Source organism: Planotetraspora mira, from assembly GCF_016863275.1.
GTDB classification, from domain to species: domain Bacteria; phylum Actinomycetota; class Actinomycetes; order Streptosporangiales; family Streptosporangiaceae; genus Planotetraspora; species Planotetraspora mira.
Window position 1 is genome coordinate 195,941 of the sequence record NZ_BOOO01000008.1, and the last position, 23,270, is coordinate 219,210.

The window sequence follows — 23,270 nt, forward strand, 5'->3', positions numbered from 1 at the left end:
CATGATGGGCCGACGCTGAACGATTGGAGTGACCTCGTGAGCGACACGTTGCCCGGCGTCCCCGGCGTCCCCGCCGGGAAACGGGCCGCGGCACGCCCGGCCGCCGGTTACGAGATCGAGCGCCAACTGGCCGCGGGCGGAGCGACCCTCATCGCCGGCGTGGACGAGGTCGGCCGCGGCGCCTGGGCCGGGCCGTTGGTGGTCTGCGCGGCCGTCACCGATCTGAGCCCGGCGCCGGAGTTGCCGGGCAGGGCCGGCCGGACCGTGCGGCTCAACGACTCCAAGCTGCTGTCCCCCGCGCATCGCGAGGCGTTCGCCGAAGTCCTGCCGGGCTGGCTCGCCGGTCACGCCATCGGCGAGTCGAGCCCGGCGGAGATCGACGAGGTGGGCATGACCGAGGCGCTGCGGCGCGCGACCCTCAGGGCACTCGACGCCCTGCCGCGGCGTCCGGACATGGTGATCCTCGACGGCAAGCACGATTTCCTGGGCAGGCCGTGGCGCGTGCGGTGCGAGATCAAGGCCGATCAGCGCTCGGTCAGCGTCGCCGCCGCGTCGGTGCTGGCCAAGGTGCATCGCGATCGCCTGATGGCGGCACTGGCCTCCGATCATCCCGCGTACGGCTTCGCCGACAGCGCGGGCTATCCCTCCCCAGTGCACCAGGAGGCCCTGGCGGCCGCCGGGCCGACCCCGCACCACCGGCTCTCCTGGTCCTACCTCGACGACCTCCCCCAGTGGCGGCATCTCAGGAAGCATCGTGATCCGCTGGCCGGCTCCGGCCAGATGACACTGCTCTGATTCCCTGCCCCTACTCGGCGAGGAAGGCGAGCAAGGCCTCGTTGACCTGCTCCGGATGCGTCCAGGCGATGTTGTGCGGGCCGCCCTCGACCTTCACGAACCGCAGATCCTTGATCAGCCCGGGCAGCCGGGCGGCGGTCGCCTCGAAGGGCAGGATGCGGTCGGCGTCGCCGTGCACGACCAGGGTCGGGATGTCGAACTTCGGCAAGTCCTCACGGAAGTCGGTCAGCCACGTTCCGACACACGCGTAGGTGGCGTGAGCCGACGCGTCGGCGGCCACGTTGAAACTCGCCTGCCAGGCCTGGTCGCTGATGCGCGTGCCGGCCAGGACGTCGGTGTTGTAGAAGTTGTCCAGGAAGTCCTTGAGGTAGGCGAACCGGTCCGCGACGATCGCCTTCTGGATCCCCTCGAAGACCGCTCCGTCGACGCCCTCGGGATTGTCGTCCCTCTTGAGCAGGAAAGGCGGGATCGCCCCCAGCAGCGCGGCCTTCTTCACGCGCGCCGTGCCGTACGTGCCGATGTAACGGGTGACCTCGCCCGTCCCCATCGAGAAACCCACCAGCACCACGCTGTCGAGACCGAGTTCGTCGAGCAGGGTGCCCAGGTCGGCGGCGAAGGTGTCGTAGTCGTATCCGACGGTCGGATGGCTGGACCGCCCGAAGCCGCGGCGATCATAGGTGATCACCCGGTGACCGGCGGCGAGCAGGACCCTCTGCTGTTTCTCCCAGGATTGCCCGCTGAGCGGGTATCCGTGGATCAGCACCACAGGTTCGCCCGTGCCGTTGTCCTCGTAGTAGATCTCGATGTCGGAGCCGTTCTCCTGACCGACGGTGACTCTGGGCATGGCTTCTTCCCCCGAATCTCATGACCACATCGCAGGTTGGGCCGGTGAGACCACGTGGTCCCCCCAACCAAGGATGCCCTCCTGCCGGGCCGGTCGGCCGGGCACCCCGCGTGGGCCCCGCCTTGCGGCTTGCCGCCGGAGCCGAGGATCGTGTGCCGGAGGTCGGCGGGCCGGACGTCGGACGCCCAGGCTTCAGCGGCCGTGTTTCAGCGGGCCGTGTTTCAGGGGGCCGGGTTTCGGCGGGCCCGGGTTTCGGCGGGCCCGTGTTTCAGCGGGCCGTGTTTCAGCGGGCCGTGTTTCAGCGGGCCCGTGTTTCAGCGGGCGGTGCCGAGCTCCGCCAGCAGGGCGGTGAGGGCCGAGCCGAGCGGAGCGTCCAGAGCCACGAGGGCGTGGTCGTCGCCCCGGGTCGCGCCCTTGTTGATGATCGCGACAGGTATGGCGCGCTCGCCGGCGTGACGGACGAACCGGAAGCCGGACATCACGGTCAGCGACGACCCCAGAACCAGCAACGTCCTGGCGTCCCCCGTCAGCGCGTAACACTCGTCGACGCGAGGGCGCGGCACGTTCTCGCCGAAGAACACGACGTCGGGCTTGAGCATGCCGCCGCAGCTGTGGCAGTCGACGATCTCGAAGCCGTCGATCTGGTCATCGGCGATCACGGCGTCACCGTCGGGATTGATCGCACTCACCTGGGCGCGCCAGCCAGGGTTGGCCTCGCGCAGTTGCTGGTCGAGCAGCCTGCGGGCGGTGCGCTGACCGCAGGAAAGACACATCACCCGGTCGATGGCGCCGTGGAGTTCGATCACCTGCTGGGCGCCTGCGGCCTGGTGCAGGCCGTCGACGTTCTGGGTGATGATCCCGGCGACCAGGCCGCGAGCCTGCAACTCCGCGACCGCGTGATGACCGGCGTTGGGCGCGGCGCGGGCGATGTGCCCCCAGCCCAGATGACTCCGGGCCCAGTAGCGGCGGCGGGCCTCGGCGCTGCCGATGAACGTCTGGTACGTCATCGGATCGGCCTGCCGCCTTCTACCGGTCTCTCCTCGGTAGTCGGGGATGCCGGACTCCGTCGACAGGCCGGCTCCGCTGAGGATCACCACCCCGCCGTCCGCGACGAGGTCGACCAGCGTCCTGAACGCGGGGCCATCGGGCACGCCTGTTCGATCGGTGGGGTCCGTGCCGTGCGCAGGGTCCGCGCCGTGCCTGTGGTCCATTCGATCTGTTCGATCCGTACGGTCCGCGAACGCATCGGACATAACGCCACGAGGCTCATCTATCGCCCGAGTCACTCCTCCATGGTGCCCGACATCCGCACCTGCCCGGGACAACGCCCCGGCCGCCGAGAGGACGGCCCGGCCACCGGGAATCGATGATCGCCGGCGATCGTTACCTCGCCATGAGCGTGATTCCCGATGACCTGATTGACCTGCTCGAGCGGCCGATTTTCGGCAATCTCGGCACGATCCGGCCCGACGACACCGTGCAGGTGAACCCGATGTGGTTCGAGTTCGACGGTGATCAGATCCGGTTCACCCACACCACTTACCGCGCCAAGTACCGCAATCTCCAGCACAACCCGTCGATGAGTCTGCTGATCATCGACCCGGACGACCCGCTGCGCTTCCTCGAGGTCCGAGGCAGCCTGGTCGACGTCGTACCGGACCCCGAGGGGGCGTTCTACGTGCGCCTCGGCCGGCGCTACGGGGATCCGGACACGCCGCCGCCGGCGGACAGCAAGGACCGCGTCATCCTCGTGATGGCCGTGAAGAAGAGCGCGAGGAAGTAGGCGAGCCGGCGGTTCCGGATCGTCTCACCGGCCGGTGGTGAGCACGATCCGGAACCTCGCCTCGTTCCCGAGCGAGCGTCATACCCGCGTGATCATGCACAGGTTCGGAGATGTACGCCCTGACCTGCACACTCACCGTCCGTGATCATGCACAGGTTCGGAGATGTGCCGCTTGAGCTGCACAAACGCCTGACGTGATCATGCAAATGCGCACCCTGCGGCCTGGGCATCCCGCTGCATGATCACAACATGCGTACGGCCAGGCCGGCGATACCCCAGACGAAAGTGCGCATGATCACGACCTGAATCGCCCCAGCTCAAGGGGGATCTACACGAAGGTGTGCATGATCACGCCACGTGTCCGGCCAGCTCAGAGATGGTTTTCACGAAGGTGTGCATGATCACGCGCAAAGGGGGGGCAGGTCAGGGCGTACATCGCCGAACCTGTGCATGATCACGCGGAGGGGCGGCGGGTGGCTAGGCCTAGGCCGCCTACGGCGCCGGCTTCGCCTTGCTTGACGATCGGGACATCCCGCGGACGCCAATCCTGCAGGGCGACGACTCCGGGGTCGACCAGGTCGAGTCCCTCGAAGAAGGCCGCCACCTGTGCCGGCGTCCGGGACGCGGCACCGGGTGCCGACGTGCGGCTGAACACCTGCCGCCCCTCACGCTCCTGATCCTCGCTCAGCGCTCCGATGGATCCGTGCGAGACGACGAGATAGCCGCCAGGCCCGAGGGCGGACCTGAACGTCGCCGCGATGTCCGCCGCCTCGTCGTCGTCGGGGACGAAGTGCAGAACGCCGAGCAGCAGGATCGCCACGGGCTGGGAGAAATCGAGGTGGCCGCGGACGTCCGGGTGATCGAGGAGCGCCTGCGCCTTCCTCATGTCGGCGTCCACGGCGATCACGTGGACGTTCTCCGAGAGCAGGGCCCTCGCGTGGGTGAGCACGATGGGGTCGTTGTCGACATAGACGACACGCGAATCCGGCACCAGTTCCTGGGCGACCTGGTGGACGTTCCGCTGCGTCGGCAGCCCGGCCCCGACGTCCAGGAACTGCCGGATCCCCTGCCCGCTGAGGTAGGTCACGGCGCGAACCAGGAACTCGCGGTTCTCCCTGGCGACGTCCCGGACATTGGGCAGGATCTCGATGATCTTCTCGGCCGCCTCGCGGTCGGCCGCGAAATTGTCCTTGCCACCCAGGTAGTAGTCGTACATCCGCGCGACGCTCGGTGTGAACGGATCAACCCCGGATGGTGCCTTGAAGTCGTTCACGCCACTCCTCACGCTGATCCCGGTCAGAGAAGATCGTAAGCCATCCGCCTTCCCTTGTGGATCTTTATCGCCATTCCGGATCCATTCGATCATCAATCGTTTGCAGGACAGGGAAGGCAACCCGTAGTGGATCCAGATCGGCCTCGGGGCCACGGCGATCAACGCGCAGGTGCATTCGATTGCGAGACAGCCGCACCGTCCGGTCTCGCGGCCGCACCGGCGGTCATGCGGGGTCGGAGACGCTCCAGATCTGGCCGGTGGCGTCTCCCGGCAGCCGGGAGACCAGCGATCGGGCGGACTGTTCCGAGCTGATCAGCGTCCCGCCCAGGTGATAGCGACTGAACTGCTCGTGCAGGCCCGCGCCGATCTGGTCGGGGTCCTGCTCACGGATCCACGCCTGCATGGCGGTGTCGACCCGCCCGGGCCGGAACGCGTTCACGGTGACGCCGCTGCCCGCCAACTCCGCGGCGAGGTTGACCGTGTGGGCCTCCAACGCCGCCTTGGCCGTGGCGTAGGCGTTGGCCCCGATCATGGCCGTGGGGCGCTCCGCGACTCCGCTCGAGACGTTGACGACACGCCCCCACCCGCGGCCGATCATGGCCGGCAGCAGCGAGAAGGTGAGGGTCGCGGCGGACACGAGGTTGACGTCGATCGCGGCGGCCCACTCTGCGGCGTCCACGGCGGCAGTGGGGCCGAGCGGCCAGACGACACCGGCGTTGTTGACGAGGATGTCGACGTGACCGAGATCGTCACCCACGCCGCCGAGCAGGTGGGCGATCCGGTCGGGGTGGGCGAGGTCCCCGCGTACGACGAGCGCCTCGCCACCCTCGGCCCGGACCAGGTGCGCGGACTCGGCGAGCTCACTCTGCGAGCGCGCCAGGAGGACGGTCCGCGCACCGGCCCGGGCAAGCTCCACTGCGACGGCCCGGCCGATTCCGCGGCCGGCTCCTGTGACCAGCGCGGTCCTGCCTTCGAACGGTTTCACCATGATCAGCGACTCCCCCGGTGCTCCGATGCGGCCACGCTGAAGCCGTATCGCGACCGGACAGCAGACGATGCCCGGGCAAGAGTCCGGCGGCGCCCGCGACACCTTATTCCAGGCGGTCCCGCGTCAGAACGCCGGTCTCCGCGGCGGAGTCGAGACGAACCGAGAAGAGACCGGACGGGCAGTCAGGCCCGGTCGCTCGATTGTGCCGCCCAGTAGTCGCCCGAGGCCCTCGACGCCGCCGAGGCCTCGGCCGTCTCGAAGCCCGGAGCCATGGACGCGGCCGTGCCCGGCAGGTACTCATGGTGGTCGATGCCGAGCAGCCTGATCCAGCTCTGCTGGCCATAGGTCAGCGCGATGCAGCAGCCGAGCTCGACGAGCTCGGCCTCGGAGAAGTGCCGGTGCAGCCGCTCCCAGAACGCGTCGTCGGCCTCGAGCCCCCACGCGATGGCCTCGGCGTAGGAGAGCGCGGCGCGCTGCCGCTCGTCGTACTTCGAGGACGACTCGAAGTTCAGCAGGTCGTCGTACTGCTGCTCGACCAGGCCCGCGGCGCTCGCCTTGATCGAGCGCTGGTTGCCGCAGAACTCGCACTTCACCGTGCGGGAGATGTAGACGCGGCAGAGTTCCTTGATCGCGTGGTCGCAGACTCCGCTGTGGAACAGGGCCTTCCAGGAGTCGGCGAACGCCCAGAAGGCGTTCGGCGCGTGCGCTCGGACGGCCGAGCTCTCCGGCCGGGGCGTGCCCTCACGAGCACATCTGTGCATCTCCTCCCGCATCGCCTCGTCCATCGACTCCATCGGTACGTAGCTGATGCGATTCGTGTTCGTCACAGTGCGCTCCCATCTGGTGGTCGTCCCGCCCCCGACTCAGAACGCCGCAATCGTTTGCACACCCGATGCTGCACCAGCGCCGGAGCGGCGGTCAAGACATTCAGGACACGAGCCGCGTGGCCCGGCCCGGGCGAACCGGGTGATCCGTGCTGAGAAATCCGGTCTTCCCCGATGCGCGGGCGGCGAGGATCGTAGGAGCACGAGCGGCGACGCGTGAGTCAGGCGGTGACGGTCATGGCGGGAGAGCCGATATCCGAGATCGTCCAGTGGCGTCCCGCGGCGCCGTTGCGACCGTATGTCACCTGGTACACCGGATATCGCGAGGCCGGCATGGGTCCTGGCCGGCACCGAGGCCTGCCGTCCCCGTATCTGACCCTGATCATCGCGTTGGACGAGCCGCTCGTCATCGCCGCCCACCCGGACCCGCGCACTCCGCCGGCCGAGTACGGCACGCTCGTGGGCGGTCTCCACACGACCCCTGTTCTGATCACGCACGACGGCCGGCAGTCGGGCATCCAGCTGAGCCTTTCGCCGTTCGGCGCCCGGGCGTTGCTCGGCCTGCCCTCCGGCGAGCTCGCCGGCGCCGTCCTCGACGCCGCCGACGTCGTGGGACCGTTCGCGAACCGGCTGAGGGAGCAGGTGTTGTGCGTCTCCGGCTGGGCGGCGCGATTCACCGTGCTCGACGAGGCGTTGTCGGCACGGCTCGACGCGGGCGTGCGCCTCCAGGACGAGGTCGTGCACGCCTGGAACCGCCTGCTGACGACGGCGGGAGCCGTACCCGCCTCGGAACTGGCCCGCGAGGTCGGATGGAGCGGCCGCTACCTGAGCCGCCGGTTCGGCGTCGAGGTCGGGCTGAGCCCGAAGGCGGCCGCGCGGGTCGTACGGTTCGACCGGGCCCGCCGGTTCATCCAGCGGCAGGCCGGCGACGATCGCGGTCTCCCGCTGTCCGCCGTGGCGGCGGCGTACGGCTACTACGACCAGGCCCATCTCGCGCGCGACTTCGGCGAGTTCGCCGGCTGCTCACCCACCCGATGGCTCGACGAGGAGTTCCGATACGTCCAAGGCGTGGCCGGCGACCCGGTGCCAGACTCGGCCTCATGACAGACGCAGCCCCACCACCCCAGGTCTATCCCTCACTGCGCGCCCGCGACGCACGCGGCCTGATCAGGTTCCTCGTCGACGCCTTCGGCTTCGAGGAGACCGTCGTCTACGGCGAAGGCGACCGCGTCGACCACGCCCAGCTCTCATGGCCGCTCGGTGGCGGCATCATGCTCGGCAGCGTCCGCGACACCCCCGACGACCCATGGCCGCTACAGGCGGGCGTATTCGGCGCGTACGTCGTGACCGACGATCCGGACGGCCTCTACCAGCGGGCGACCGCCGCCGGCGCCAAGGTGACCCAGGAACTCCACGACACCGATTACGGCTCCCGCGATTTCACGGTCGTCGACCCCGAGGGCAACCTGTGGTCGTTCGGAACCTACCGGGGCGAGCCCCGCAGGACCTGACCGCGACCGCCGGCCACGGGCCTGATCGCGACCACCCGCACGGGCATGGTCCGGATCGCGGTCGCGGGCTACGGGCCTGATCGCCGGGTCGTGACGATCCCGCCGAGTCCGTTTACCTTCATGACATGGGGACGTTCGACCGGCGGCGCGGCCAGGATGACCGAGATCCCGGACACACCCGCCTCAAGCGTCTCACCGTGTTGCTGAGCGTGCTCGCGGTCGCCGTCACCGCGGCCGTGCTTGCGGTGGTCATCTCCGTCGACGCGTCACGGCGGCGGCCCGCCCCCTCCCCGCATCCGGACACCGTCTCCCCCACGCCTGAGGCCATGTCCGCCCCTGTCCTCCGTCATCTGGCCTCCATCTCCGCCGTGGCCGGGGCGCTGTCGGTGACACTCAGCCCGGGAACCCTCGCGACCGACCGGGGCGTCCGCCCCTGGAAGATCATTTGACCCGGCCCCGTACAGGGGAGGGCTCCCTCTGCGGCAGACCATGTGATCACACGGAATCCGGAAGCTCCGCCACACGCCGGTCTCGCGGGCGGCCGGCAGGCGTACCGTCGTCAAAGGGGGGTACGCGGCCGGGGGGAAGTGCTGCGATGCGCGACGATGAGCGGATGCTGGGCGGGCTGCTGGCCGCCAGTCATCTGGCCGCCCTGGAGGATCTCCCCGCCCTGGTCGCCGAGCACGCCGCCGTCGTCGGCATCTCCCAGCCGATGATCTATCTGTCGGACCTTCAAGGCCGGTTCCTCGCTCCCCTGCCGGGTCAGCACGACGAGGCGGGGCGGCCGCTCGGCTCCATGGGCGTCGATGCCACCGTCGCCGGACGGGCGTACCGGAATGTGGAGGTCGTCCGGGTCCCGGCCGCCGAGGCGGCGGAGGGCGGGGCGTCGCGCAAGATGTGGGTGCCGTTGCTCAACGGCACCGACCGGGTCGGTGTTCTGGGGCTGACCGCATCCGTCGACGACGAGCACGCCGAACGGCACGCCACATCGCTCGCCTCGCTGATCGGCCTGCTGGTGGTGAGCAAACGAGACTCCAGCGACGCCTACGCGCGGCTCCTCCGGGCGGAGCGGATGACACTGTCCGCCGAGGTGCTCTGGAACCTGATGCCTCCCGGGACCGTCGCCACCGACGAGATCGTGGTCAGCGCCGTCCTCGAACCGGCCTACGAGGTGGGCGGGGACGCCTACGACTACGCGACCGACGGCGACAAGGTACATCTGTCGATCTTCGACGCCATGGGGCACGACACCGAGGCCGGGCTGACCGCCTCCGTCGCGATCGGTTGTTATCGCAACACCCGGCGCAAGGGCACCGACCTGCTGACCGTCAGCGAGACCATCGACGAGGCCATCGCCGAGCAGTTCGCCGTCCAGCGCTTCGCCACCGGGATCCTGGCCACCCTGGACACCAGGACAGGCTCGTTGACCTGGATCAACAGGGGCCACCATCCGCCCCTCGTGATCCGCCACGGACGGCAGGTCGCCACTTTGGAGACCACGCCGTCGCCCCCCATGGGTCTGCGGCTGGGGGCCACCGTCGGGCCCGCGAACTACCAGCTCGAACCGGGCGACCGGCTGCTCTTCTACACCGACGGGATCATCGAGGCCAGGAACCCCGACAACGAGGTGTTCGGGCTGGAGCGGTTCATCGACTTCGTCATCCGCCGCGAGGCCGACGGCATGCCCGCACCGGAGACGCTGCGCCGGCTCATCCAGACGATCCTGGACCATCAGCACGGGGTCCTGCAGGACGACGCCACAGTGGTGCTCGTCGAGTGGCACGCCCAGCGCCATGACCGGCTCACGGTGTGACACGGCGGCGGGGCGATCGGAGATCGAGACACCGGACGACCGGGACGAGGGCGCACGCACCACGCGCCGATGAGTGATCATTGGACCATGCGGTCGAAACCCCTCCTGTTGCTGGACGTGGACGGCGTGCTGAACCCGTCCCGCCGGTCGTCGCTCCGGTATCGGCGTCACACCTGCGTGGTCGACGGCGGTCTGTACAGACTGCTGCTCGACAAGCGGCACGGTCCCCTGCTGCTCGCGCTGGCCCGCGAAACGGACGCCGAGCTCGTCTGGGCCACGACCTGGGAGGAGCACGCCAACGTGGAGATCGCCCCGCGCGTCGGGCTGCCGCGCCTTCCGGTGATCCAGGTGACCGGGGACCCCGTCTCGACCGCCGGTGAACACTTCAAGACCCGCGCGGTCGCCGACTACGTGAACGGCCGGCCGTTCGCGTGGTTCGACGACGGGCTCACCTCCGCCGACCACGACTATCTCCGGGCCCACGAGGGGGTGGGCGATTTCCTGCTGGTCGACGTCGACGCACGTCACGGCCTCGACGAGGGTCATCTCGCCCAGGCGCGCGAATGGCTCACGCGTACGGCGGGCGCTTCCTGACGCTGACGTATCCGGGTGTCAGGGCCGCCGAGCGAGGCGCGCCGCTTCGGCCTATGATCATCTTCATGACCTCCGCGCTCGTCCTGATCGACCTCATGCCCCGAATCATCGCGTTGCCCCTTGCCCCGCACTCCGGCGAGGAGGTGCTCCGACGCAGCCGTCGGCTGGCTGAGGTCTTCCGGGCGAATGACCGCCCTGTGGCGCTGGTCCGGGTCGAACGGCCGAATGTGACCGAGCAACCGCCTGGCAGCGACCTCGTCGACGGCCTGGTCGAGGAGGGTGACATCGTGGTCGTCAAGCGCACCATCGGGGCGTTCCACGAGACCGATCTGCACGACCAGTTGCGTCGTCGCGACGTGACCACGCTGGTGCTCGCCGGATTGGTCACCACGATGGGGGTGGAGTCCACGGCCCGGGCGGCCAGTGATCATGGCTATGAGCTGGAGTTCGTCGCCGACGCGATGTCCGGGCTCGCCGCCGACGAGCACGACTTCACCATCGAGAAGATCTTCCCCCGGTTCGGCATGGTGCGGAACACCGACGCCTACGTCGCCCTCGGCCATTGACCGGCACCGGCGTCGGCCGGACGCGCTAGCCGCGGTCGCCGTTACCGTTGCCGTCGCCGTTGCCGCGGTTGGCGATGATCACCGCGAAGGGCGGGATCGCCAGCGCCACGATGGAGACCGCGATGGCCGCCGGCACCGAGAAACGCGCGATCACCGTTCCGGCCAGGACGAAGAGCGCCAGGCAGGTCCCCATCAGGATGAAGTAGACCCGACGACGGTTCCGCATGACGTCCTCCCGCCTCCGAACCCCGGCATCGTCCGAACCTGTCCACCTCATCACTACCCGCACCGGCTCCCGACGGACAGGACCGGCACACGCGGGCGGATCAACGGAAACAGGGACCGGCATGCGCGCCGACCGGACGGGGTCCATAGGCTCGGACGGTGACTGAACCGATCATCGTGGTACGGGACGTGCACGTCGAACTGGGCGGCACCGCCGTTCTCCGCGATGTCGACCTCACGGTCGCCCGTGGCGACATCGTGGCCGTGCTCGGCGTCAACGGCGTCGGCAAGTCGACGTTGCTGCGCTGCATCGCGGGCCTCCAGCCGCCGGCGTCCGGGGAACTCGGGGTCCTCGACCGGCCGCCGTCCGACGACTCTGGTTTCTGGCGTGACGTGGTGCTCGTCGGCGACGAACCGGCCTGGTACCCGGGGCTGACCGTCCAGGAACATCTGGAACTGATGCACGCCGTCCACCGATCGTCCCGCCTGGACGTCGAGGTCGCCCTCGACCTTTTCGACCTGGAGAAACGGCGCGACATGGCACCCGCGACCCTGTCGACCGGGCAACGGCAACGACTGTCGCTGGCGATGGCGCTGCTCCGGCCCAGCCTGCTCCTCCTGCTGGACGAGCCCGAGCGCGGGCTCGACTCGGCGTTCAGGAGCCGGCTGGCGGCGATCCTGACGGAGTACGCCGCCGCGGGCGGCACCGTGGTGATGGCGACCCACGACCTCGAGTTCGCCCGACACGCCCGCGCCCGGGAGCTCACGCTGGAGGCCGCGGCGTGAACGACGTCCGGACCGCACGCGCCTTCATCCGGTCGCGCGGCCGTGGGCCCACGAGCTGGTCCGACCGCTATGTCTCCCTGTTCACGCTGACGGTGGCGGCGGCCGTTCTGGCCGATCCCCTGACCACCGCGTTCGCCGCTCTCACGGCCACCTCCCGTCAGGTGGATCCGTCCAGGCTGGGTGCCGGGATCGCCTTGGTCGCGCTCGCCTACGCGGGTTTCCTCTCGCTCGCCCGCAGGGTCGGCCCGGTCGTCCTGCCCGCGACCGACGCGGCCTGGCTGCTGCTCTCCCCCCTTCCACGCCGGAACGTGCTGCGCCGGACGTCGGCGATCCTGCTGGCGGCCTCTCTGGCGAGTGGGGCCGGGCTGAGCCTGGCGCTGTTCGCCGTGCTCGCCGGGTCCGCGGGCCACGACACGCTGGTCCTGGCCGTCGCGGTGCTCGTCGGGCTGTCCGCGGCGGTGGGCGGGATGGCCGCGGCCGTCGTGGCCCAGTCGTCCCCCACGTGGGAGTCGTGGCTGCGCGGGGCGGTGGTCTCCCTCGTCGTCGCGGCCGTGCTGACCGCGGTGGCGGGAAGCGGCCCCGGACGGCAGGTGCTCGCCGCCGTCACCGGCGCGCCGCGGTCACTGGGCGCGGCCCTGGCGGGCTTGTCGGCCGCCGCGGCACTCCTCCTGGTACGGCAGGCCTGGCGAGCCCTCGGCCGCATCCACGTGAGCTCCCTTCTGGCCACGTCCACCCGCGCGGGCCATCTCGCCGCCGCGGCCGTCGTCATGGATCCCGGCGCCCTGACCTGGGCCGCGGAGGACAACCACTGGAGGGCACGCGTCCTCAGGTCCCGCCCGTGGCCCGCGCTGCTGTCCCGAGGCGCGCCGTGGTCGCGGCATGCCGTGTCCGCCCCGATGGCGCTGGCCTGGCATGACTGGCGACGGCTGGCCCGGCGACCCGGGCGGCTGACGGCCCTGCTCGGGACCGCCGCGCTGCCCGCCCTGGCCGCGCAGGCCCAGGGCGGACTGTCGGCCGTCGCGGTGACCGTGCTGATCGCAGGGGCGCTGACTGCGGCGGCGGTCTGCACCGCCGGTGCCCGCCGCGACGGCGAGGACCCCGGCCTCGCGCGGTTGTTCGGCGTGAACGTCCGTGCCGTACTCGCCGCACGGGCTCTGCTGCCCTTCCTGATGAGCGCCGCCTGGCTCACGCTCGCCCTCGGGGTGCTGACGGTGACCGGTGCCCTGACGGGCCCGTGGTGGCTTCTCGGCCCGCTGGCCGCACCCGCGCTGGCCGCGGGGGCACTGCGGATGGCACGGCGGCGTCCGATCGACCATTCGATGCCGGTGATCGACACTCCGAGCGGAGCCGTCCCCACGGGCTGGGTCGTCTGGGCGTTGACGGGAGTGGACGTCGCCGCGATCGGCTGCGCGCCCATGCTCTACGCCCTGGCGGTCCGGCCGCCCGACCCCGGCGCCTTCGTCGCCGCGCAGGCCGTCTGCGGCATCGCCGTTCTGGCCGCCTTCCTGCTGGGTGCGAAGACGGGCGTCCGGCGAGGGTGAACCGCCCACCTGCGGTACGGCGCCAGGCCGCAGGTGGGGGTGTACGCCGGCGACCGCGGACGCGTCAGGCGCCGTGCCTGTCGTTCCCGTGGTCGTCGAGCCCGCGGTCGTCGTTCCCATGGCCGTGGCGTCCATGGTCGTCGCCTGCCTCGTGGCTTCCGTGATCGTCGTTCCCGCCTCCGCGCCGACCGTGGTCGTCGTCCACGTCGTGCCGGGCAGGATCGTCGCCGAGGCCGCGGGCGGCGCGAACGCCGTCGTCGCCTCGGTCCTGGCGGAGCCGCACGACGGTCCCGCTGTCCGCGGAAACCTGGACGTCGTACTCGATACCGCCCTTGACCAGTTTCACCTCCCACACGCGGTGGCCGTGCTCCAATTCACGTTCCACCCCGGTGACGCGCGCCCCGGGGACCCGCGCCCCGGCGATCTCGATCGCCTGCCGGGAGGTGATCCCCGCCGGCGTCGCGGTCGCGGTCTCCGGAGTGGGCGTGGGAGCGGCGGCCGCGTCCGTGGGAGTGGTGTCCGCCGGCCCGGTGCTCGTGCCGTCGGACGGTGAGGGTGTGCCCGTGTTCTCCATGGCCGACGGTGCGCCGGGAGAGGCCGCCGCGAAGGTGCTCGTGGCCACCAGGCCGATGAGGGCGACCGACCCGGTCGCCGCGAGGGCCAGCTTCGCCGTCTTGCTGATGCGTGGTGTGTTCGTCATGTCGCCAGAGTCGGCGAGAGCACGCTAAGCCCGCGCTGGCGCGTCGTTAAGGGGTTCCTAATTCGAGGATCACGGTGGCGCCGCCCCCGGGAGTCGCGTCGAGCAGGAGCGATCCGCCCGACGTCTCCGCGGTTCGCCGGGCGATGTCCAGGCCCAGCCCGGTCGATCCCGCGCCGCTCCTGCCCCGTTCGAGGGGATCCCCGGCACCCTGCACGGACGGGAATCCGGGCCCCGAGTCGGCCACCAGCAGCCGTACGCCCTCCGGCGCGGGCGCGAGCCGTACGGCGAAGGGGGTGCCCTCTGGCGTGTGGGCGAAGACGTTGCCGAGCAGGGCGTCGACGCAGGCGGACAGGTCGGCGCCGCTGACGGCCACCGTCAGCGGTCCCCGCGGCAGGTCGAGCTCCATCGGCCGGTCCTGGTCCTCGGCCAGGACGGCCCAGAACGTCACGCGCTCGCGCACCACCTCCGCCGCGTCGCAACCGGCGCTCTCCTGCGACCTGCGGCGTACGTCGGTGATGACCGAGGTCACGGCACGTTCCAGCGCGTCGACCCGGGTCTGCAGCCGCGCGGCCGCCTCCGGGTCGGACAACGACTCGACCTCCAGCCGCAACCCGGTGAGGGGGGTGCGGAGCCGGTGGGAGAGGTCGGCGGCGGTCTCGCGCTCCTCGGCCAGCAGGTCGCTGATGCGCCCGGCGAGATGGTTGAGCGCGAGCCCCACGTCGCGCACCTCCGGAGGCCCGCTCACGGCGGTCCGCGCGGTCAGGTCGCCGCCGGCCAGCCGGTGGGACACCCGGGCGAGCCCGGTCATGGGCCGGGTCAGGGCGAGCGCGAGGCGGTCCGCCACGAAAATCCCCACCCCGATCAGCGCGAGCCCGAGGACGAGCATGCCGAGCCAGACCTCCGGCACGCCGCGGGTGAGGTCCCCCCGGGTGAGAATCGTCCGGACCACGACGGTGCCGCCGGAGACACCCTGGACGGCGACCAGGACCTCCAGCCCGGAGGATGTCTCGGCCACGAGGCTGCGTCCACGCGCGGCGAGGTCCACCGCGGGAGATCGCGGCACGGGTGAGCCGACGACGTCTCCTCCCGGCAGGAAGACCGTGATCGCATGCCCGCTCGACGCCGAAGTGCGCTCGGCCGTCAGCGCGAGGCCGTCGGCGTCCGCCGTCCCCACGACCGCGGCGACGGACTGCGCCTCGGCGGTCGCCTGGCTGACGGCGCCGCTCTCGACGAGCTGGCGGACCAGCAGTCCCAGCGGGACGAGCAGGGCGATGAGCACGAGCGAGGTCGTGGCGGCCACCAGCACGGCCAGCCAGCGCCTCATGACGGCTCGACCAGCTTGACCCCGACGCCGCGAACGGTCTGGATATAACGGGGATTCTGCGCGCTCTCTCCCAGTTTCCGCCGCAACCACGACAGGTGGACGTCGACGGTCTTGTCGGCTCCCCCGTACGGCACCAGCCAGACCTCGGTGAGGAGTTCCCGCTTCGTGACGACCTCCCCCGGCCGGGATGCCAGGTAGTAGAGCAGGTCGAACTCGCGCGGCGTGAGGTCGAGGGGCGTCCCATCGAGGGCGGCTTCGCGACTGCGCAGGTCCAGCCGGAGGTCGCCGATGCTGACCGAGGAGTCCGTACGGCTCTCGGCCATCCGCCGCAGCACCGCCCGGACGCGGGCGTCCAGTTGTGCCGCGCTGAAGGGTTTGACGACATAGTCGTCGGCTCCCGCGTCCAGCAGGCGGACCACCTCGGCCTCGTCGTCCCGCGCCGTGGCGACGATCACCGGGACACGGCTGACCGCGCGGAGCATGCGCAACATCTCGGCGCCGTCCAGGTCGGGCAGGCCGAGGTCGAGCACGACCAGGTCGGGGCGTTCCGCGAGTGCCAGCCGCAGCCCGTCGAGCGCGGTGTGAGAGGACGACACCGCGTGCCCCCGGTCGCGCAACCCACGCGTCAGGGCGGTACGGATGGTCGTGTCATCCTCGACGAGCAGGACGTTTGCCATGTGGATTTACGCTAACTGGTCCCGAGCCGCTGACATAAGGGGCTTATCACGCCCTTAACCCCGTCTTATCGTTCCGGCAGGAAGGATCGGCCCCATGAACCGGCGCCTGCTCCTCGTGGTCACAGGGTGGCTGACGGTCGGGCTCATCGCCACGGGCGCGGGCCTGACCCTGACGGCCGTTCTGGGAGACACGGTCACCGGGGCCGGGAGTCGCGCGCTGTCCGCCGACGAGGTCCGGCAGGCGCTCGAGACCTCGGACGCCACCCCGACCGCGACTCCGTCGGCCGCGCCGCCGCCTTCCCCGACCGCGTCGGCGCCGTCCCCGTCCGCGTCCCCCAGAAGGGCGGGTACGACCCGCGTCATGACACTGTCCGGAGGCGTCGTCGTCGCCCGGTGCTCCGGAGGCGTAGTCACACTGGAGTCGCTGACCCCGGCCCCGGGATACCAGGTCGACGACGCCGAACGAGGCCCAGGGGACAGGGTGCGGGTGAAGTTCGAAAGCGAGGAGCGGCACGGCTCCAAGTCCGAGATCGAGGTGCGGTGCTCCGGCGACCGCCCCGTGGAAACGGTCAAGGACCACTGACCTGGGCCACGACGGGCATGTGAACCGTCCTCGCGGCCTTTACAACGTAGATTCAGATGAGTCGGTGTGCGACAGCTGGAGCGCGCATGCCTCGCTGCTTCCGATCGCGGTCATCGGGCCTATGCGAGCCCGTTCTCATAGGCGGTCACGATCGCGTCCATGAGACCGGGGAAACGCGCTTCGAGGTCTTCGTCGCGGAGCGCGGTCCACCGGCGGTTGCCGTCTTCCCTCTGGCGGATGACTCCGGCCTCGCGGAGCACCCGGAAGTGGTGGGTGAGCGTGGAGGGGGCGACGTCCACCGCGAATGTGCCGCACGCACGCTCCGGCGCGGCGCGCAAAGTCTGAACGATCGTCATCCGAGTGGGGTCCGAGAGCGCGTGCAGGATGTCCAGCACGTCGAACTCGTCCGGCTCCGGATGGGTGAGCGCTGGACGGTTGCGCGGTGATCTCGGCATCTCAACACCTCTCATTCGACATTCATCGTACAAGAGTGATACGACTTTCGTCATACGACGAACGTCGAAATAGGAGATGACCATGCGCGCATTGATGATGACCGGGCCGTCGCAGGGAGTGGACCGCACGGTGATCCACGAGATCGAGGTGCCAGAGCCGGGCCCGGGCCAGGTGACCGTCGACGTGGCATACGCCGGGATCAACTTCGTCGATGTGATGGCACGTCGCGGCGACACCGGCTACGGCAGCGCCTGGCCGTACGCGCCGGGAGTCGAGGTGTCGGGGACGGTCCGGGAGGTCGGCCCCGGTGTCACGGGTCTGACCGTAGGACAGCGTGTGGCCGCCTTCACCGCGGGCGGCGGTCTGGCAGAGGTGACCCGGGCACGGGCGGAGCACACGGTGCCGGTGCCCGACCGGGTCCCGTCGACTGTCGCTGCGGCGGCTCCGCTCATGCTCACGACCGCGCTGCTTCTCCTCTGCGACGCCGCACGGTTCCGGCCGGGCGAGACCGTGCTGGTGCATTCCGCCAGCGGCGGCGTCGGAAGCGCCGTCGCCCAACTGGTGCCGACGCTCGGCGGGGGGTTGCGCATCGGCACCGTGGGCCGTCCCGGCAAGGTCGCTTCGGCGCTGAAGAGCGGGTACGACGTGGCGGTGACGCGGGGTGAGGACCTGGACGAGGCGGTGCGGGCGGCCACCGGCGGCGCCGGGGCGGACATCGTGCTCGACCCGCTGGGCACCGCCATGCTGGAGACGGATCTGACCGTCACGGCTCCCGGCGGCCGGATCGTCCTGTTCGGCAACGCGGGCGGCGGGAAGCAGGTTCCGCTGCCACCGGCCGGACGGCTGATCGGCGGCAACCTCGCCATCAGCGGCTTCAGCATCAGCAGTCTGTGGGCCACGGCGCCGCACCGCGCCTCAGCCGGCCTGCGCCGGGTCCTCGATCTGATCGCCGAAGGCCGGCTGGACATCACACCCACCGAGGTCGGCTCGCTCACCGACGTGCCCGCGGTTCACCAGTTGCTCGCCGAGGGGCGCGGTGACGGCAAGTACGTCGCCCGCCTTCAGGGGTGACCCTCATCGGTGCGCCGATCAGAACGTCGTGGGTGGCGGTCACTCGCTGCCGGGGCCGCGACCCCGGCGATCTCGACGGAGAAGGCAGTTGTCCTCCACGTGGTTTCCGTGAACGATCCGGAGGGTGACCACGTTGTTCCTGACAGTCGGCCTGCCCGGGGCCGGAAAGACCACGAGGGCGCGGCAGCTGGCCGAGGAGCACAGCGCGCTGCGGCTGACCCCTGATGAGTGGATGATTCCGCTGTTCGGCGAGCCGGAGGCGGACGGGAAGCGCGATGTGCTGGAAGGACGGCTGCTCTGGCTCGGCCTGGAGGCGCTGAGGGTGGGAACCGACGTGGTCCTGGATTTCGGATGCTGGTCTCGTGATGAGAGATCCGCGATCCGCTGGTTGACGGAGTCTGTGGGCGCGTCCTGCCACCTCGTGTACGTGCCGGTGAACCATGAGACCCAACGCGCTCGGATCGCCCATCGCCGGTCGACCACTCCGGATCAGACCTTCCCGATGAGTGAGGCGGACCTCCTGCGCTGGAGGGCGCTGTTCGAGGAGCCCGACGCCGCGGAACTCGATGGACATGAGATCGGCGGTCCGCCTCCTGGGTGGTCGGATTGGCTGGAGTGGGCCGCCGATCGGTGGCCGTCGTTCAAGTGACTCTGACCGGAACGAGGACCTGGAGGCCCCGGTGCCGTCAGCCGATGAAGGCGGGGTTGAGTGCGGCGACGGCCACCCGTTCGGCCTTGCCGGTGCCGTCGGCGGGGACGGACCACAGGTCGTCGCCGTAGTCGCCGGCCAAGCCGTACATCACGGTGTGCTCGTCCGACCAGACGACCTGGTCGTCGACGCTGCGCGACTCGGCGAGCGGCGTCTCCTCCATGGTCTTCAGGTCCAGCGCGTACAGCCGCCACGGCTCGTCCGGGTCCGCGTCGGGGACACGTTTCTTGAAGACCAGACGCGTGGCGTCCGGCGACAACGACGGGCATTCGACGTTGGTGCGCATCGTCGTCAACGTCTGCGCGGCGACGTCGCCGTGCACGAGGTAGGTCTGGCCCTTGGTGGCGAGCGTCGCGTAGAAGTGTCCGTCGTCGGCGAAGGTGACGCCCCAGAAGTTCACATCGGCGGCGTGGTAGGGCCTGCCCTCTTTTATGATCTTGTAGGTCTCCAGGCTCGGGGTCAGCGCCCACGTCCGCGTGTCGACGATCGAGGTCCGGGTGGAGAAGTCGCTCCCCGCGTAGGAGTCGCCGCCCACGAAGACCGTCCACGCGGCCATGTGCCCGGACGGCGAGACTCGCGTCCGGGTCGGGATGCCGGCGATCGGGAAGTCGTGCAGCGTCCGCAGCCGGGAGTCGAGGATCGATGCGAAGTAGGTCTCCTGCAGCGGGCCGTCCTCCTTGCGCAGGCACACCCCGGTCCCGGCCGCCGCGTAGAAGCGCAGGCAGCGGACCGGCGCGGCGACGCGCGCTCCGCCCGGGTCGTTCACCGGCACGGAGACCAGGTCGTCCCGGTACGGCCCCCAGGCCATGTTCCGGAAGACCATCCGCCCCGCGCCCGCGAGGCTGACGGCCCCGGCCGAGACCGGCGGGCCGCCCGGCTGTGCCGTGTCGAGCGCGCCCGCCCGGTGGGACGCGCGCATCACCGAGGCGAACGCCACCGTCCCCAGCAGCGCCACCGCGACCACCAGGGTGATCAGACGTGCCCGGGCCGTCATGCGGTCTCCGGCCCGCGCAGCGCGTACGCCGCCCACCCGGCGCACACGGCGAGACCCGCCATGGCGATGCCGAGGACGGCCTGGTCTCCGATCACGGTCCACGCGGCGCCGAAGGCGATCGAGCAGCAGAACCGGGCGAGCGCCTGCCCCGTCCCGATCAGCGCGAGCCCGCTCGCCCGCAACTCGGCCGGTACGGCACCGGCCGCGGCGGCGGGGAGCACACCGTCGGTGGCGGCGTAGAAGGTCCCGTGCAGGGCGAGCACGACGAACGCCAGTGCGTCGTTGTGCAGCGGCGTCAGCAGCAGGCCGTACGCGAGCAGCAGCGCGAGATGGCCGCCGAGGAACACGCGCCTGCGGCCGACCCGGTCGGCGAGCACGCCCAGGGGCATGGCGAGCACGAGGAAGAAGAAGGCGGTGCCGAGCGGCAGCAGCGGGAACAGGCGCTCGGAGATCCCGAGCCGGTGCTGCACCATCAGGTAGACGAACGCGTCGCTCACCGTGGTGAGCCCGAGCAGCGTCGCGGTGACGGTCAGCCGCCGTACGTCGGGGATCCGCAGCAGCGCCATCGCGGACCGCAGCGTGACGGGCGGCGAGGCGGCCGCGGCGTCGTCGCCGCCCGAGGCGCCGTCGGTGCCGTCGGTGACGGCGGGGTTCGCCGTGACCGCGGGGGCACGTCCTCCGGGGACGAAGAGCACGAGGACCAGGACGCCCAGCGCGGCGATGCAGAAACTCACCGTGAAGACCGCGTCGTATCCGTCCGCGGCCATGCCCAGGACCAGGAACGCGACGATGGGGCCGAGAAGGGCTCCGCCCGTGTCCATCGCGCGGTGCACGCCGAAGGCCCGCCCCCTGTTCTCCGGGGTCGAGGCCAGCGAGATCATCGCGTCGCGCGGAGCGGTGCGTATCCCCTTTCCGGTCCTGTCGAGGGCCAGCACCCCGCTGATCAGCGGCAGGGTGTGCACGAAGAGGAGCAGCGGCTTGCAGAGGGCGGACAGGCCGTAGCCGACCACGGCGACCGCCTTGTGGCGGCGCCCCCGATCGGCGAGGTGGCCGCCGAACAGGCGCACGAGCCCGCTGACCCCGTTGTAGACGCCGTCGAGCACGCCGAACCCGAGCGGGCTGAGGCCGAGACCGGCCACCACATAGAGCGGCAGCACGGCGGTGACCATCTCCGAGGAGACGTCCGTGATGAGACTGACCGTTCCCAGCGCGAGAACCGTGGCCGGGATCGCCCGCAGGGCCCGGCCCGGCTGAGCGGCCCGATCAGTCCGACCTTGGTCCGCGTCTGTGGGAGCGGTGGCGGCGGTCGGGCCGCGATCAGCCAGGTACAAGCTCAGCTCCAGATTCCGGTGATGTCCGAGGCCGACGCGGCGTTGCCCGCGTGCGTGCTCGTGCCGACCATGTCCTCAAGGGTGCGGAGCAGGTTGTAGTGGTTGTACTTCGTGGCGGAGGTGCTGCCCGCCTTGACCGGCTGGCCGTACACGACGGTCGCGATCTTGTTGCCGCTCAGGCTGTTGTCCTCGTCGAAGGTGACGACGAGCAGGCTGTTGTTGGCCTTCGCCCAGGTCGCGTACGCGCCGAGCTTGTTCTTCACCCACGTGTCGCCGGTCGAGACCGAGCAGTCGTGCATGTCGCTGCACAGGTTCGGGGTGACGTACGAGATCTTCGGGAGCTTCGTGAAGTCCGTCGGGAACTGCGCGAAGGTGTACGCCGAGGAGGTCGGGATGTTCTTGAAGCCGAACCAGGGGTTGTGCTTCTGCGCGTACTTGCCGGAGCTGTTGGTGCAGACGGTCGAGCCCTGGCTGGGCAGGCCCTCGTTGTAGCTGGCCCAGGTCTTGCCGGCCGCGATCGTCTCCGAGGCCAGGTTGGCCGCGGAGCTGAAGCCGATCGTGACGCAGCCGTCGCCGGTGATGCCCTGCGTGGAGCCGGAGAACATGGCGTAGTAGTTCGGCTGGCTCGGGTGCGTCTCGGCGTACATGTTGGTGAGGTTCGCACCGCCCTTCGCCAGCGAGTTGATGTAGGGGGCGCTGGAGCTGCCGATGACCTGGGAGTAGGCGTGGTTCTCCATGACGACCACGACGATGTGACTCGGCGACGGCACCGTGGCGGCGGAGCTCGCCTGGGTACCGGTCCACAGTCCGATCGCGGCGACGATCCCGAGAGCGGAGGCGACCGAGACGAGCGCCTTGCGGGCACGCGTCTTTCTGACGGATACGACCATGACTGTCCTTCGTACAGGGGGCTGCGAGGCGATGTCAGGGTAGATCCACTCAGAAAGATTCACTCAGTGAAGCGAGATGAATAGCGCCCAAACATTGGGGTTCCATCTCTCGCCGCGGGACGGCGGCCGACCAGGGCGCGCGGCGGAGCCGCCTTCGCCGGTGGGAGACTCCTCGACGTCCCTGGAAACGAGCCCCGGAGAAACGGCGATGACCGCGACCATCGACAAGATCGCATGGATACACCTGGAGGACGGCAAGGTCCTCAGCACCCGGACGCGGGGTAAGGACGTCTACTACTTCCCCGGCGGAAAGCGCGAGCCCGGCGAGACCGACCTCGACACCCTCACGCGCGAGATCGACGAGGAACTGGCCGTCGCCGTCCTGCCCGCGACCGCCGAACTCCTGGGCACCTTCCAGGCTCGGGCGCACGGTCACGCCGGCGACGTCACTGTACGGATGACCTGCTACACCGCCGACCACCGGGGAACGCCGACGGCCAGCGGCGAGATCGAAGAGGTCATCTGGCTGACCTACGCCGACCGCGACCGCGTGTCACCCGTCGACCAGATCATCTTCGACCATCTCCACGAAGCCGGTCTCCTTCTTCCCTGACCCTGTCAGCCGAGCGCCTTCTCCAACTGCGCCTTGCTCATGGCCGAGCGACCCTTGATGCCGCGCCGCCTGGCCTCCGCGTAGAGCTGCTCCTTGGTGCGGCCACCGGCACCGGAATGCGAGCGCAGCCCTCCGCGGCGGGAGGAGGAGATGTCGTCGATGGAGGTACGGCTCTTGGTGCGGGACTCCCCCGCGCGGGCCCGTTCCTTGTTCACGGTGCGGGCGGCGATCTCCTCGGCCACCTTCTCGCTCTTCCCCCGCTTCTTGACGCTGTCCTTGATGTGCTCGTATTGGCGTTCCCGCTTGGGACTGGAACCACGTGGCATGTTCCTCACCTCGCCGAATCGGCTCGTCTCATTCCGGGCTACCCGTGAAGCCC

General features: G+C 70.2%; 28 protein-coding genes. 14 read left to right on the plus strand and 14 right to left on the minus strand.

What is annotated here, in order from left to right; all coding sequences use genetic code 11:
* Positions 1-36: 36 nt before the first annotated feature.
* On the plus strand, positions 37-795 hold the full coding sequence (gene rnhB, locus Pmi06nite_RS08135; RefSeq protein WP_203952269.1) for a ribonuclease HII: 759 nt from the start codon (positions 37-39) through the stop codon (positions 793-795).
* A 10-nt stretch (positions 796-805) separates the two neighbouring features.
* Here the strand turns inward: rnhB and Pmi06nite_RS08140 are convergent, their stop codons facing one another.
* Both Pmi06nite_RS08140 and Pmi06nite_RS08145 read right to left on the minus strand, forming a co-directional pair.
* Positions 806-1,639, minus strand: coding sequence for an alpha/beta fold hydrolase (locus Pmi06nite_RS08140; RefSeq protein WP_203952270.1), 834 nt, complete (start codon positions 1,637-1,639; stop codon positions 806-808).
* Between the two features lie 314 nt (positions 1,640-1,953).
* A complete protein-coding gene (locus Pmi06nite_RS08145) occupies positions 1,954-2,790 on the minus strand; it encodes an NAD-dependent protein deacetylase (protein ID WP_239113752.1) in 837 nt (278 codons plus the stop codon).
* A gap of 242 nt (positions 2,791-3,032) precedes the next feature.
* On the opposite strand from Pmi06nite_RS08145, the gene Pmi06nite_RS08150 reads away from it, so the two are divergent.
* A complete protein-coding gene (locus tag Pmi06nite_RS08150; protein WP_203952272.1) occupies positions 3,033-3,422 on the plus strand; it encodes a PPOX class F420-dependent oxidoreductase in 390 nt (129 codons plus the stop codon).
* Between the two features lie 454 nt (positions 3,423-3,876).
* Here the strand turns inward: Pmi06nite_RS08150 and Pmi06nite_RS08155 are convergent, their stop codons facing one another.
* The 3 genes from Pmi06nite_RS08155 to Pmi06nite_RS08165 all read right to left on the minus strand — a co-directional run bounded on the left by Pmi06nite_RS08155 (position 3,877) and on the right by Pmi06nite_RS08165 (position 6,510).
* The gene (locus Pmi06nite_RS08155; protein ID WP_239113753.1) at positions 3,877-4,695 is read right to left on the minus strand and encodes an SAM-dependent methyltransferase; all 819 of its coding nucleotides are present in this window, start codon (positions 4,693-4,695) and stop codon (positions 3,877-3,879) included.
* 223 nt (positions 4,696-4,918) lie between these two features.
* Positions 4,919-5,683 (minus strand): SDR family NAD(P)-dependent oxidoreductase, encoded by a 765-nt coding sequence (locus Pmi06nite_RS08160; protein ID WP_203952274.1) that lies wholly within the window; start codon positions 5,681-5,683, stop codon positions 4,919-4,921.
* Positions 5,684-5,865: 182 nt separating this feature from the next.
* Entirely contained in the window at positions 5,866-6,510 is a 645-nt protein-coding gene (locus tag Pmi06nite_RS08165; RefSeq protein ID WP_203952275.1) for a carboxymuconolactone decarboxylase family protein, read from the minus strand.
* Positions 6,511-6,723: 213 nt separating this feature from the next.
* Here Pmi06nite_RS08165 and Pmi06nite_RS08170 point away from each other — a divergent pair, with 213 nt between their 5' ends.
* From Pmi06nite_RS08170 to Pmi06nite_RS08195, 6 genes are all read left to right on the plus strand, one after another.
* Positions 6,724-7,611 (plus strand): AraC family transcriptional regulator, encoded by an 888-nt coding sequence (locus Pmi06nite_RS08170; RefSeq protein ID WP_203952276.1) that lies wholly within the window; start codon positions 6,724-6,726, stop codon positions 7,609-7,611.
* Positions 7,608-8,018: a VOC family protein gene (locus Pmi06nite_RS08175; RefSeq protein WP_203952277.1), complete on the plus strand. Its 411-nt coding sequence runs from the start codon at positions 7,608-7,610 to the stop codon at positions 8,016-8,018. The genes Pmi06nite_RS08170 and Pmi06nite_RS08175 overlap by 4 nt, the downstream gene beginning before the upstream one ends.
* 125 nt (positions 8,019-8,143) lie before the next feature.
* Positions 8,144-8,467 (plus strand): hypothetical protein, encoded by a 324-nt coding sequence (locus tag Pmi06nite_RS08180; protein WP_203952278.1) that lies wholly within the window; start codon positions 8,144-8,146, stop codon positions 8,465-8,467.
* Positions 8,468-8,613: 146 nt separating this feature from the next.
* Positions 8,614-9,831: a PP2C family protein-serine/threonine phosphatase gene (locus Pmi06nite_RS08185; protein WP_203952279.1), complete on the plus strand. Its 1,218-nt coding sequence runs from the start codon at positions 8,614-8,616 to the stop codon at positions 9,829-9,831.
* A gap of 87 nt (positions 9,832-9,918) precedes the next feature.
* Positions 9,919-10,425, plus strand: a complete 507-nt coding sequence (locus tag Pmi06nite_RS08190) for an HAD domain-containing protein (protein WP_203952280.1) — start codon at positions 9,919-9,921, stop codon at positions 10,423-10,425.
* A 65-nt stretch (positions 10,426-10,490) separates the two neighbouring features.
* Positions 10,491-10,991 carry an isochorismatase family protein gene (locus Pmi06nite_RS08195; protein WP_203952281.1) on the plus strand — a complete coding sequence of 167 codons (501 nt, stop codon included), beginning with the start codon at positions 10,491-10,493 and terminating at the stop codon, positions 10,989-10,991.
* 25 nt (positions 10,992-11,016) lie between these two features.
* Here the strand turns inward: Pmi06nite_RS08195 and Pmi06nite_RS08200 are convergent, their stop codons facing one another.
* Positions 11,017-11,217 carry a DUF3099 domain-containing protein gene (locus Pmi06nite_RS08200; protein ID WP_203952282.1) on the minus strand — a complete coding sequence of 67 codons (201 nt, stop codon included), beginning with the start codon at positions 11,215-11,217 and terminating at the stop codon, positions 11,017-11,019.
* Between the two features lie 158 nt (positions 11,218-11,375).
* Here Pmi06nite_RS08200 and ccmA point away from each other — a divergent pair, with 158 nt between their 5' ends.
* The gene (ccmA, locus tag Pmi06nite_RS08205; RefSeq protein WP_203952283.1) at positions 11,376-12,002 is read left to right on the plus strand and encodes a heme ABC exporter ATP-binding protein CcmA; all 627 of its coding nucleotides are present in this window, start codon (positions 11,376-11,378) and stop codon (positions 12,000-12,002) included.
* Positions 11,999-13,543: a DUF6297 family protein gene (locus Pmi06nite_RS08210; protein WP_239113754.1), complete on the plus strand. Its 1,545-nt coding sequence runs from the start codon at positions 11,999-12,001 to the stop codon at positions 13,541-13,543. Before ccmA ends, Pmi06nite_RS08210 begins: the two co-directional genes overlap by 4 nt.
* 64 nt (positions 13,544-13,607) lie before the next feature.
* On the opposite strand, the gene Pmi06nite_RS42550 is transcribed toward Pmi06nite_RS08210, so the two are convergent.
* From Pmi06nite_RS42550 to Pmi06nite_RS08225, 3 genes are read right to left on the minus strand one after another with little or no spacing between them, the layout of a single operon-like run.
* Complete coding sequence (locus tag Pmi06nite_RS42550) at positions 13,608-14,243, minus strand: PepSY domain-containing protein (protein ID WP_275409552.1); 636 nt, start codon at positions 14,241-14,243, stop codon at positions 13,608-13,610.
* Positions 14,244-14,289: 46 nt separating this feature from the next.
* Complete coding sequence (locus Pmi06nite_RS08220; protein ID WP_203952284.1) at positions 14,290-15,567, minus strand: sensor histidine kinase; 1,278 nt, start codon at positions 15,565-15,567, stop codon at positions 14,290-14,292.
* Complete coding sequence (locus Pmi06nite_RS08225) at positions 15,564-16,244, minus strand: response regulator transcription factor (RefSeq protein WP_203952285.1); 681 nt, start codon at positions 16,242-16,244, stop codon at positions 15,564-15,566. The genes Pmi06nite_RS08220 and Pmi06nite_RS08225 overlap by 4 nt, the downstream gene beginning before the upstream one ends.
* A 94-nt stretch (positions 16,245-16,338) precedes the next feature.
* Here Pmi06nite_RS08225 and Pmi06nite_RS08230 point away from each other — a divergent pair, with 94 nt between their 5' ends.
* A complete protein-coding gene (locus Pmi06nite_RS08230; RefSeq protein ID WP_203952286.1) occupies positions 16,339-16,827 on the plus strand; it encodes a hypothetical protein in 489 nt (162 codons plus the stop codon).
* 119 nt (positions 16,828-16,946) lie between these two features.
* On the opposite strand, the gene Pmi06nite_RS08235 is transcribed toward Pmi06nite_RS08230, so the two are convergent.
* Entirely contained in the window at positions 16,947-17,282 is a 336-nt protein-coding gene (locus Pmi06nite_RS08235; protein WP_203952287.1) for an ArsR/SmtB family transcription factor, read from the minus strand.
* An 82-nt stretch (positions 17,283-17,364) separates the two neighbouring features.
* Here Pmi06nite_RS08235 and Pmi06nite_RS08240 point away from each other — a divergent pair, with 82 nt between their 5' ends.
* Both Pmi06nite_RS08240 and Pmi06nite_RS08245 read left to right on the plus strand, forming a co-directional pair.
* A complete protein-coding gene (locus Pmi06nite_RS08240) occupies positions 17,365-18,354 on the plus strand; it encodes a quinone oxidoreductase family protein (RefSeq protein WP_203952288.1) in 990 nt (329 codons plus the stop codon).
* A gap of 124 nt (positions 18,355-18,478) precedes the next feature.
* Positions 18,479-19,003 (plus strand): P-loop nucleotide/nucleoside kinase family protein, encoded by a 525-nt coding sequence (locus Pmi06nite_RS08245; RefSeq protein WP_203952289.1) that lies wholly within the window; start codon positions 18,479-18,481, stop codon positions 19,001-19,003.
* Positions 19,004-19,040: 37 nt separating this feature from the next.
* On the opposite strand, the gene Pmi06nite_RS08250 is transcribed toward Pmi06nite_RS08245, so the two are convergent.
* Genes Pmi06nite_RS08250 through Pmi06nite_RS08260 form a run of 3 tightly spaced genes read right to left on the minus strand, consistent with a single transcriptional unit; the run spans position 19,041 to position 22,278 of the window.
* Complete coding sequence (locus tag Pmi06nite_RS08250) at positions 19,041-20,057, minus strand: TolB-like translocation protein (RefSeq protein WP_203952290.1); 1,017 nt, start codon at positions 20,055-20,057, stop codon at positions 19,041-19,043.
* Positions 20,054-21,388 carry an MFS transporter gene (locus tag Pmi06nite_RS08255; protein ID WP_239113755.1) on the minus strand — a complete coding sequence of 445 codons (1,335 nt, stop codon included), beginning with the start codon at positions 21,386-21,388 and terminating at the stop codon, positions 20,054-20,056. The genes Pmi06nite_RS08250 and Pmi06nite_RS08255 overlap by 4 nt, the downstream gene beginning before the upstream one ends.
* A 2-nt stretch (positions 21,389-21,390) precedes the next feature.
* Positions 21,391-22,278, minus strand: a complete 888-nt coding sequence (locus Pmi06nite_RS08260; protein ID WP_203952291.1) for an alkaline phosphatase family protein — start codon at positions 22,276-22,278, stop codon at positions 21,391-21,393.
* A gap of 208 nt (positions 22,279-22,486) precedes the next feature.
* On the opposite strand from Pmi06nite_RS08260, the gene Pmi06nite_RS08265 reads away from it, so the two are divergent.
* Positions 22,487-22,891 (plus strand): NUDIX hydrolase, encoded by a 405-nt coding sequence (locus Pmi06nite_RS08265; RefSeq protein ID WP_203952292.1) that lies wholly within the window; start codon positions 22,487-22,489, stop codon positions 22,889-22,891.
* Positions 22,892-22,896: 5 nt separating this feature from the next.
* On the opposite strand, the gene Pmi06nite_RS08270 is transcribed toward Pmi06nite_RS08265, so the two are convergent.
* Positions 22,897-23,217 (minus strand): plasmid stabilization protein, encoded by a 321-nt coding sequence (locus tag Pmi06nite_RS08270; protein ID WP_203952293.1) that lies wholly within the window; start codon positions 23,215-23,217, stop codon positions 22,897-22,899.
* Between the last annotated feature and the right edge of the window lie 53 nt (positions 23,218-23,270).

Bases quoted from the DNA above. Each gene is read 5' to 3' on its own strand.
- Pmi06nite_RS08140 (WP_203952270.1), bottom strand. From the start codon at position 1,639: ATGCCCAGAGTCACCGTCGGTCAGGAGAACGGCTCCGACATCGAGATC.
- Pmi06nite_RS08150 (WP_203952272.1), top strand. From the start codon at position 3,033: ATGAGCGTGATTCCCGATGACCTGATTGACCTGCTCGAGCGGCCGATT.
- Pmi06nite_RS08160 (WP_203952274.1), bottom strand. From the start codon at position 5,683: ATGGTGAAACCGTTCGAAGGCAGGACCGCGCTGGTCACAGGAGCCGGC.
- Pmi06nite_RS08175 (WP_203952277.1), top strand. From the start codon at position 7,608: ATGACAGACGCAGCCCCACCACCCCAGGTCTATCCCTCACTGCGCGCC.
- Pmi06nite_RS08180 (WP_203952278.1), top strand. From the start codon at position 8,144: ATGGGGACGTTCGACCGGCGGCGCGGCCAGGATGACCGAGATCCCGGA.
- Pmi06nite_RS08185 (WP_203952279.1), top strand. From the start codon at position 8,614: ATGCGCGACGATGAGCGGATGCTGGGCGGGCTGCTGGCCGCCAGTCAT.
- Pmi06nite_RS08190 (WP_203952280.1), top strand. From the start codon at position 9,919: ATGCGGTCGAAACCCCTCCTGTTGCTGGACGTGGACGGCGTGCTGAAC.
- Pmi06nite_RS08195 (WP_203952281.1), top strand. From the start codon at position 10,491: ATGACCTCCGCGCTCGTCCTGATCGACCTCATGCCCCGAATCATCGCG.
- Pmi06nite_RS08200 (WP_203952282.1), bottom strand. From the start codon at position 11,217: ATGCGGAACCGTCGTCGGGTCTACTTCATCCTGATGGGGACCTGCCTG.
- Pmi06nite_RS42550 (WP_275409552.1), bottom strand. From the start codon at position 14,243: ATGACGAACACACCACGCATCAGCAAGACGGCGAAGCTGGCCCTCGCG.
- Pmi06nite_RS08220 (WP_203952284.1), bottom strand. From the start codon at position 15,567: ATGAGGCGCTGGCTGGCCGTGCTGGTGGCCGCCACGACCTCGCTCGTG.
- Pmi06nite_RS08225 (WP_203952285.1), bottom strand. From the start codon at position 16,244: ATGGCAAACGTCCTGCTCGTCGAGGATGACACGACCATCCGTACCGCC.
- Pmi06nite_RS08230 (WP_203952286.1), top strand. From the start codon at position 16,339: ATGAACCGGCGCCTGCTCCTCGTGGTCACAGGGTGGCTGACGGTCGGG.
- Pmi06nite_RS08235 (WP_203952287.1), bottom strand. From the start codon at position 17,282: ATGCCGAGATCACCGCGCAACCGTCCAGCGCTCACCCATCCGGAGCCG.
- Pmi06nite_RS08240 (WP_203952288.1), top strand. From the start codon at position 17,365: ATGCGCGCATTGATGATGACCGGGCCGTCGCAGGGAGTGGACCGCACG.
- Pmi06nite_RS08250 (WP_203952290.1), bottom strand. From the start codon at position 20,057: ATGACGGCCCGGGCACGTCTGATCACCCTGGTGGTCGCGGTGGCGCTG.
- Pmi06nite_RS08260 (WP_203952291.1), bottom strand. From the start codon at position 22,278: ATGGTCGTATCCGTCAGAAAGACGCGTGCCCGCAAGGCGCTCGTCTCG.
- Pmi06nite_RS08265 (WP_203952292.1), top strand. From the start codon at position 22,487: ATGACCGCGACCATCGACAAGATCGCATGGATACACCTGGAGGACGGC.
- Pmi06nite_RS08270 (WP_203952293.1), bottom strand. From the start codon at position 23,217: ATGCCACGTGGTTCCAGTCCCAAGCGGGAACGCCAATACGAGCACATC.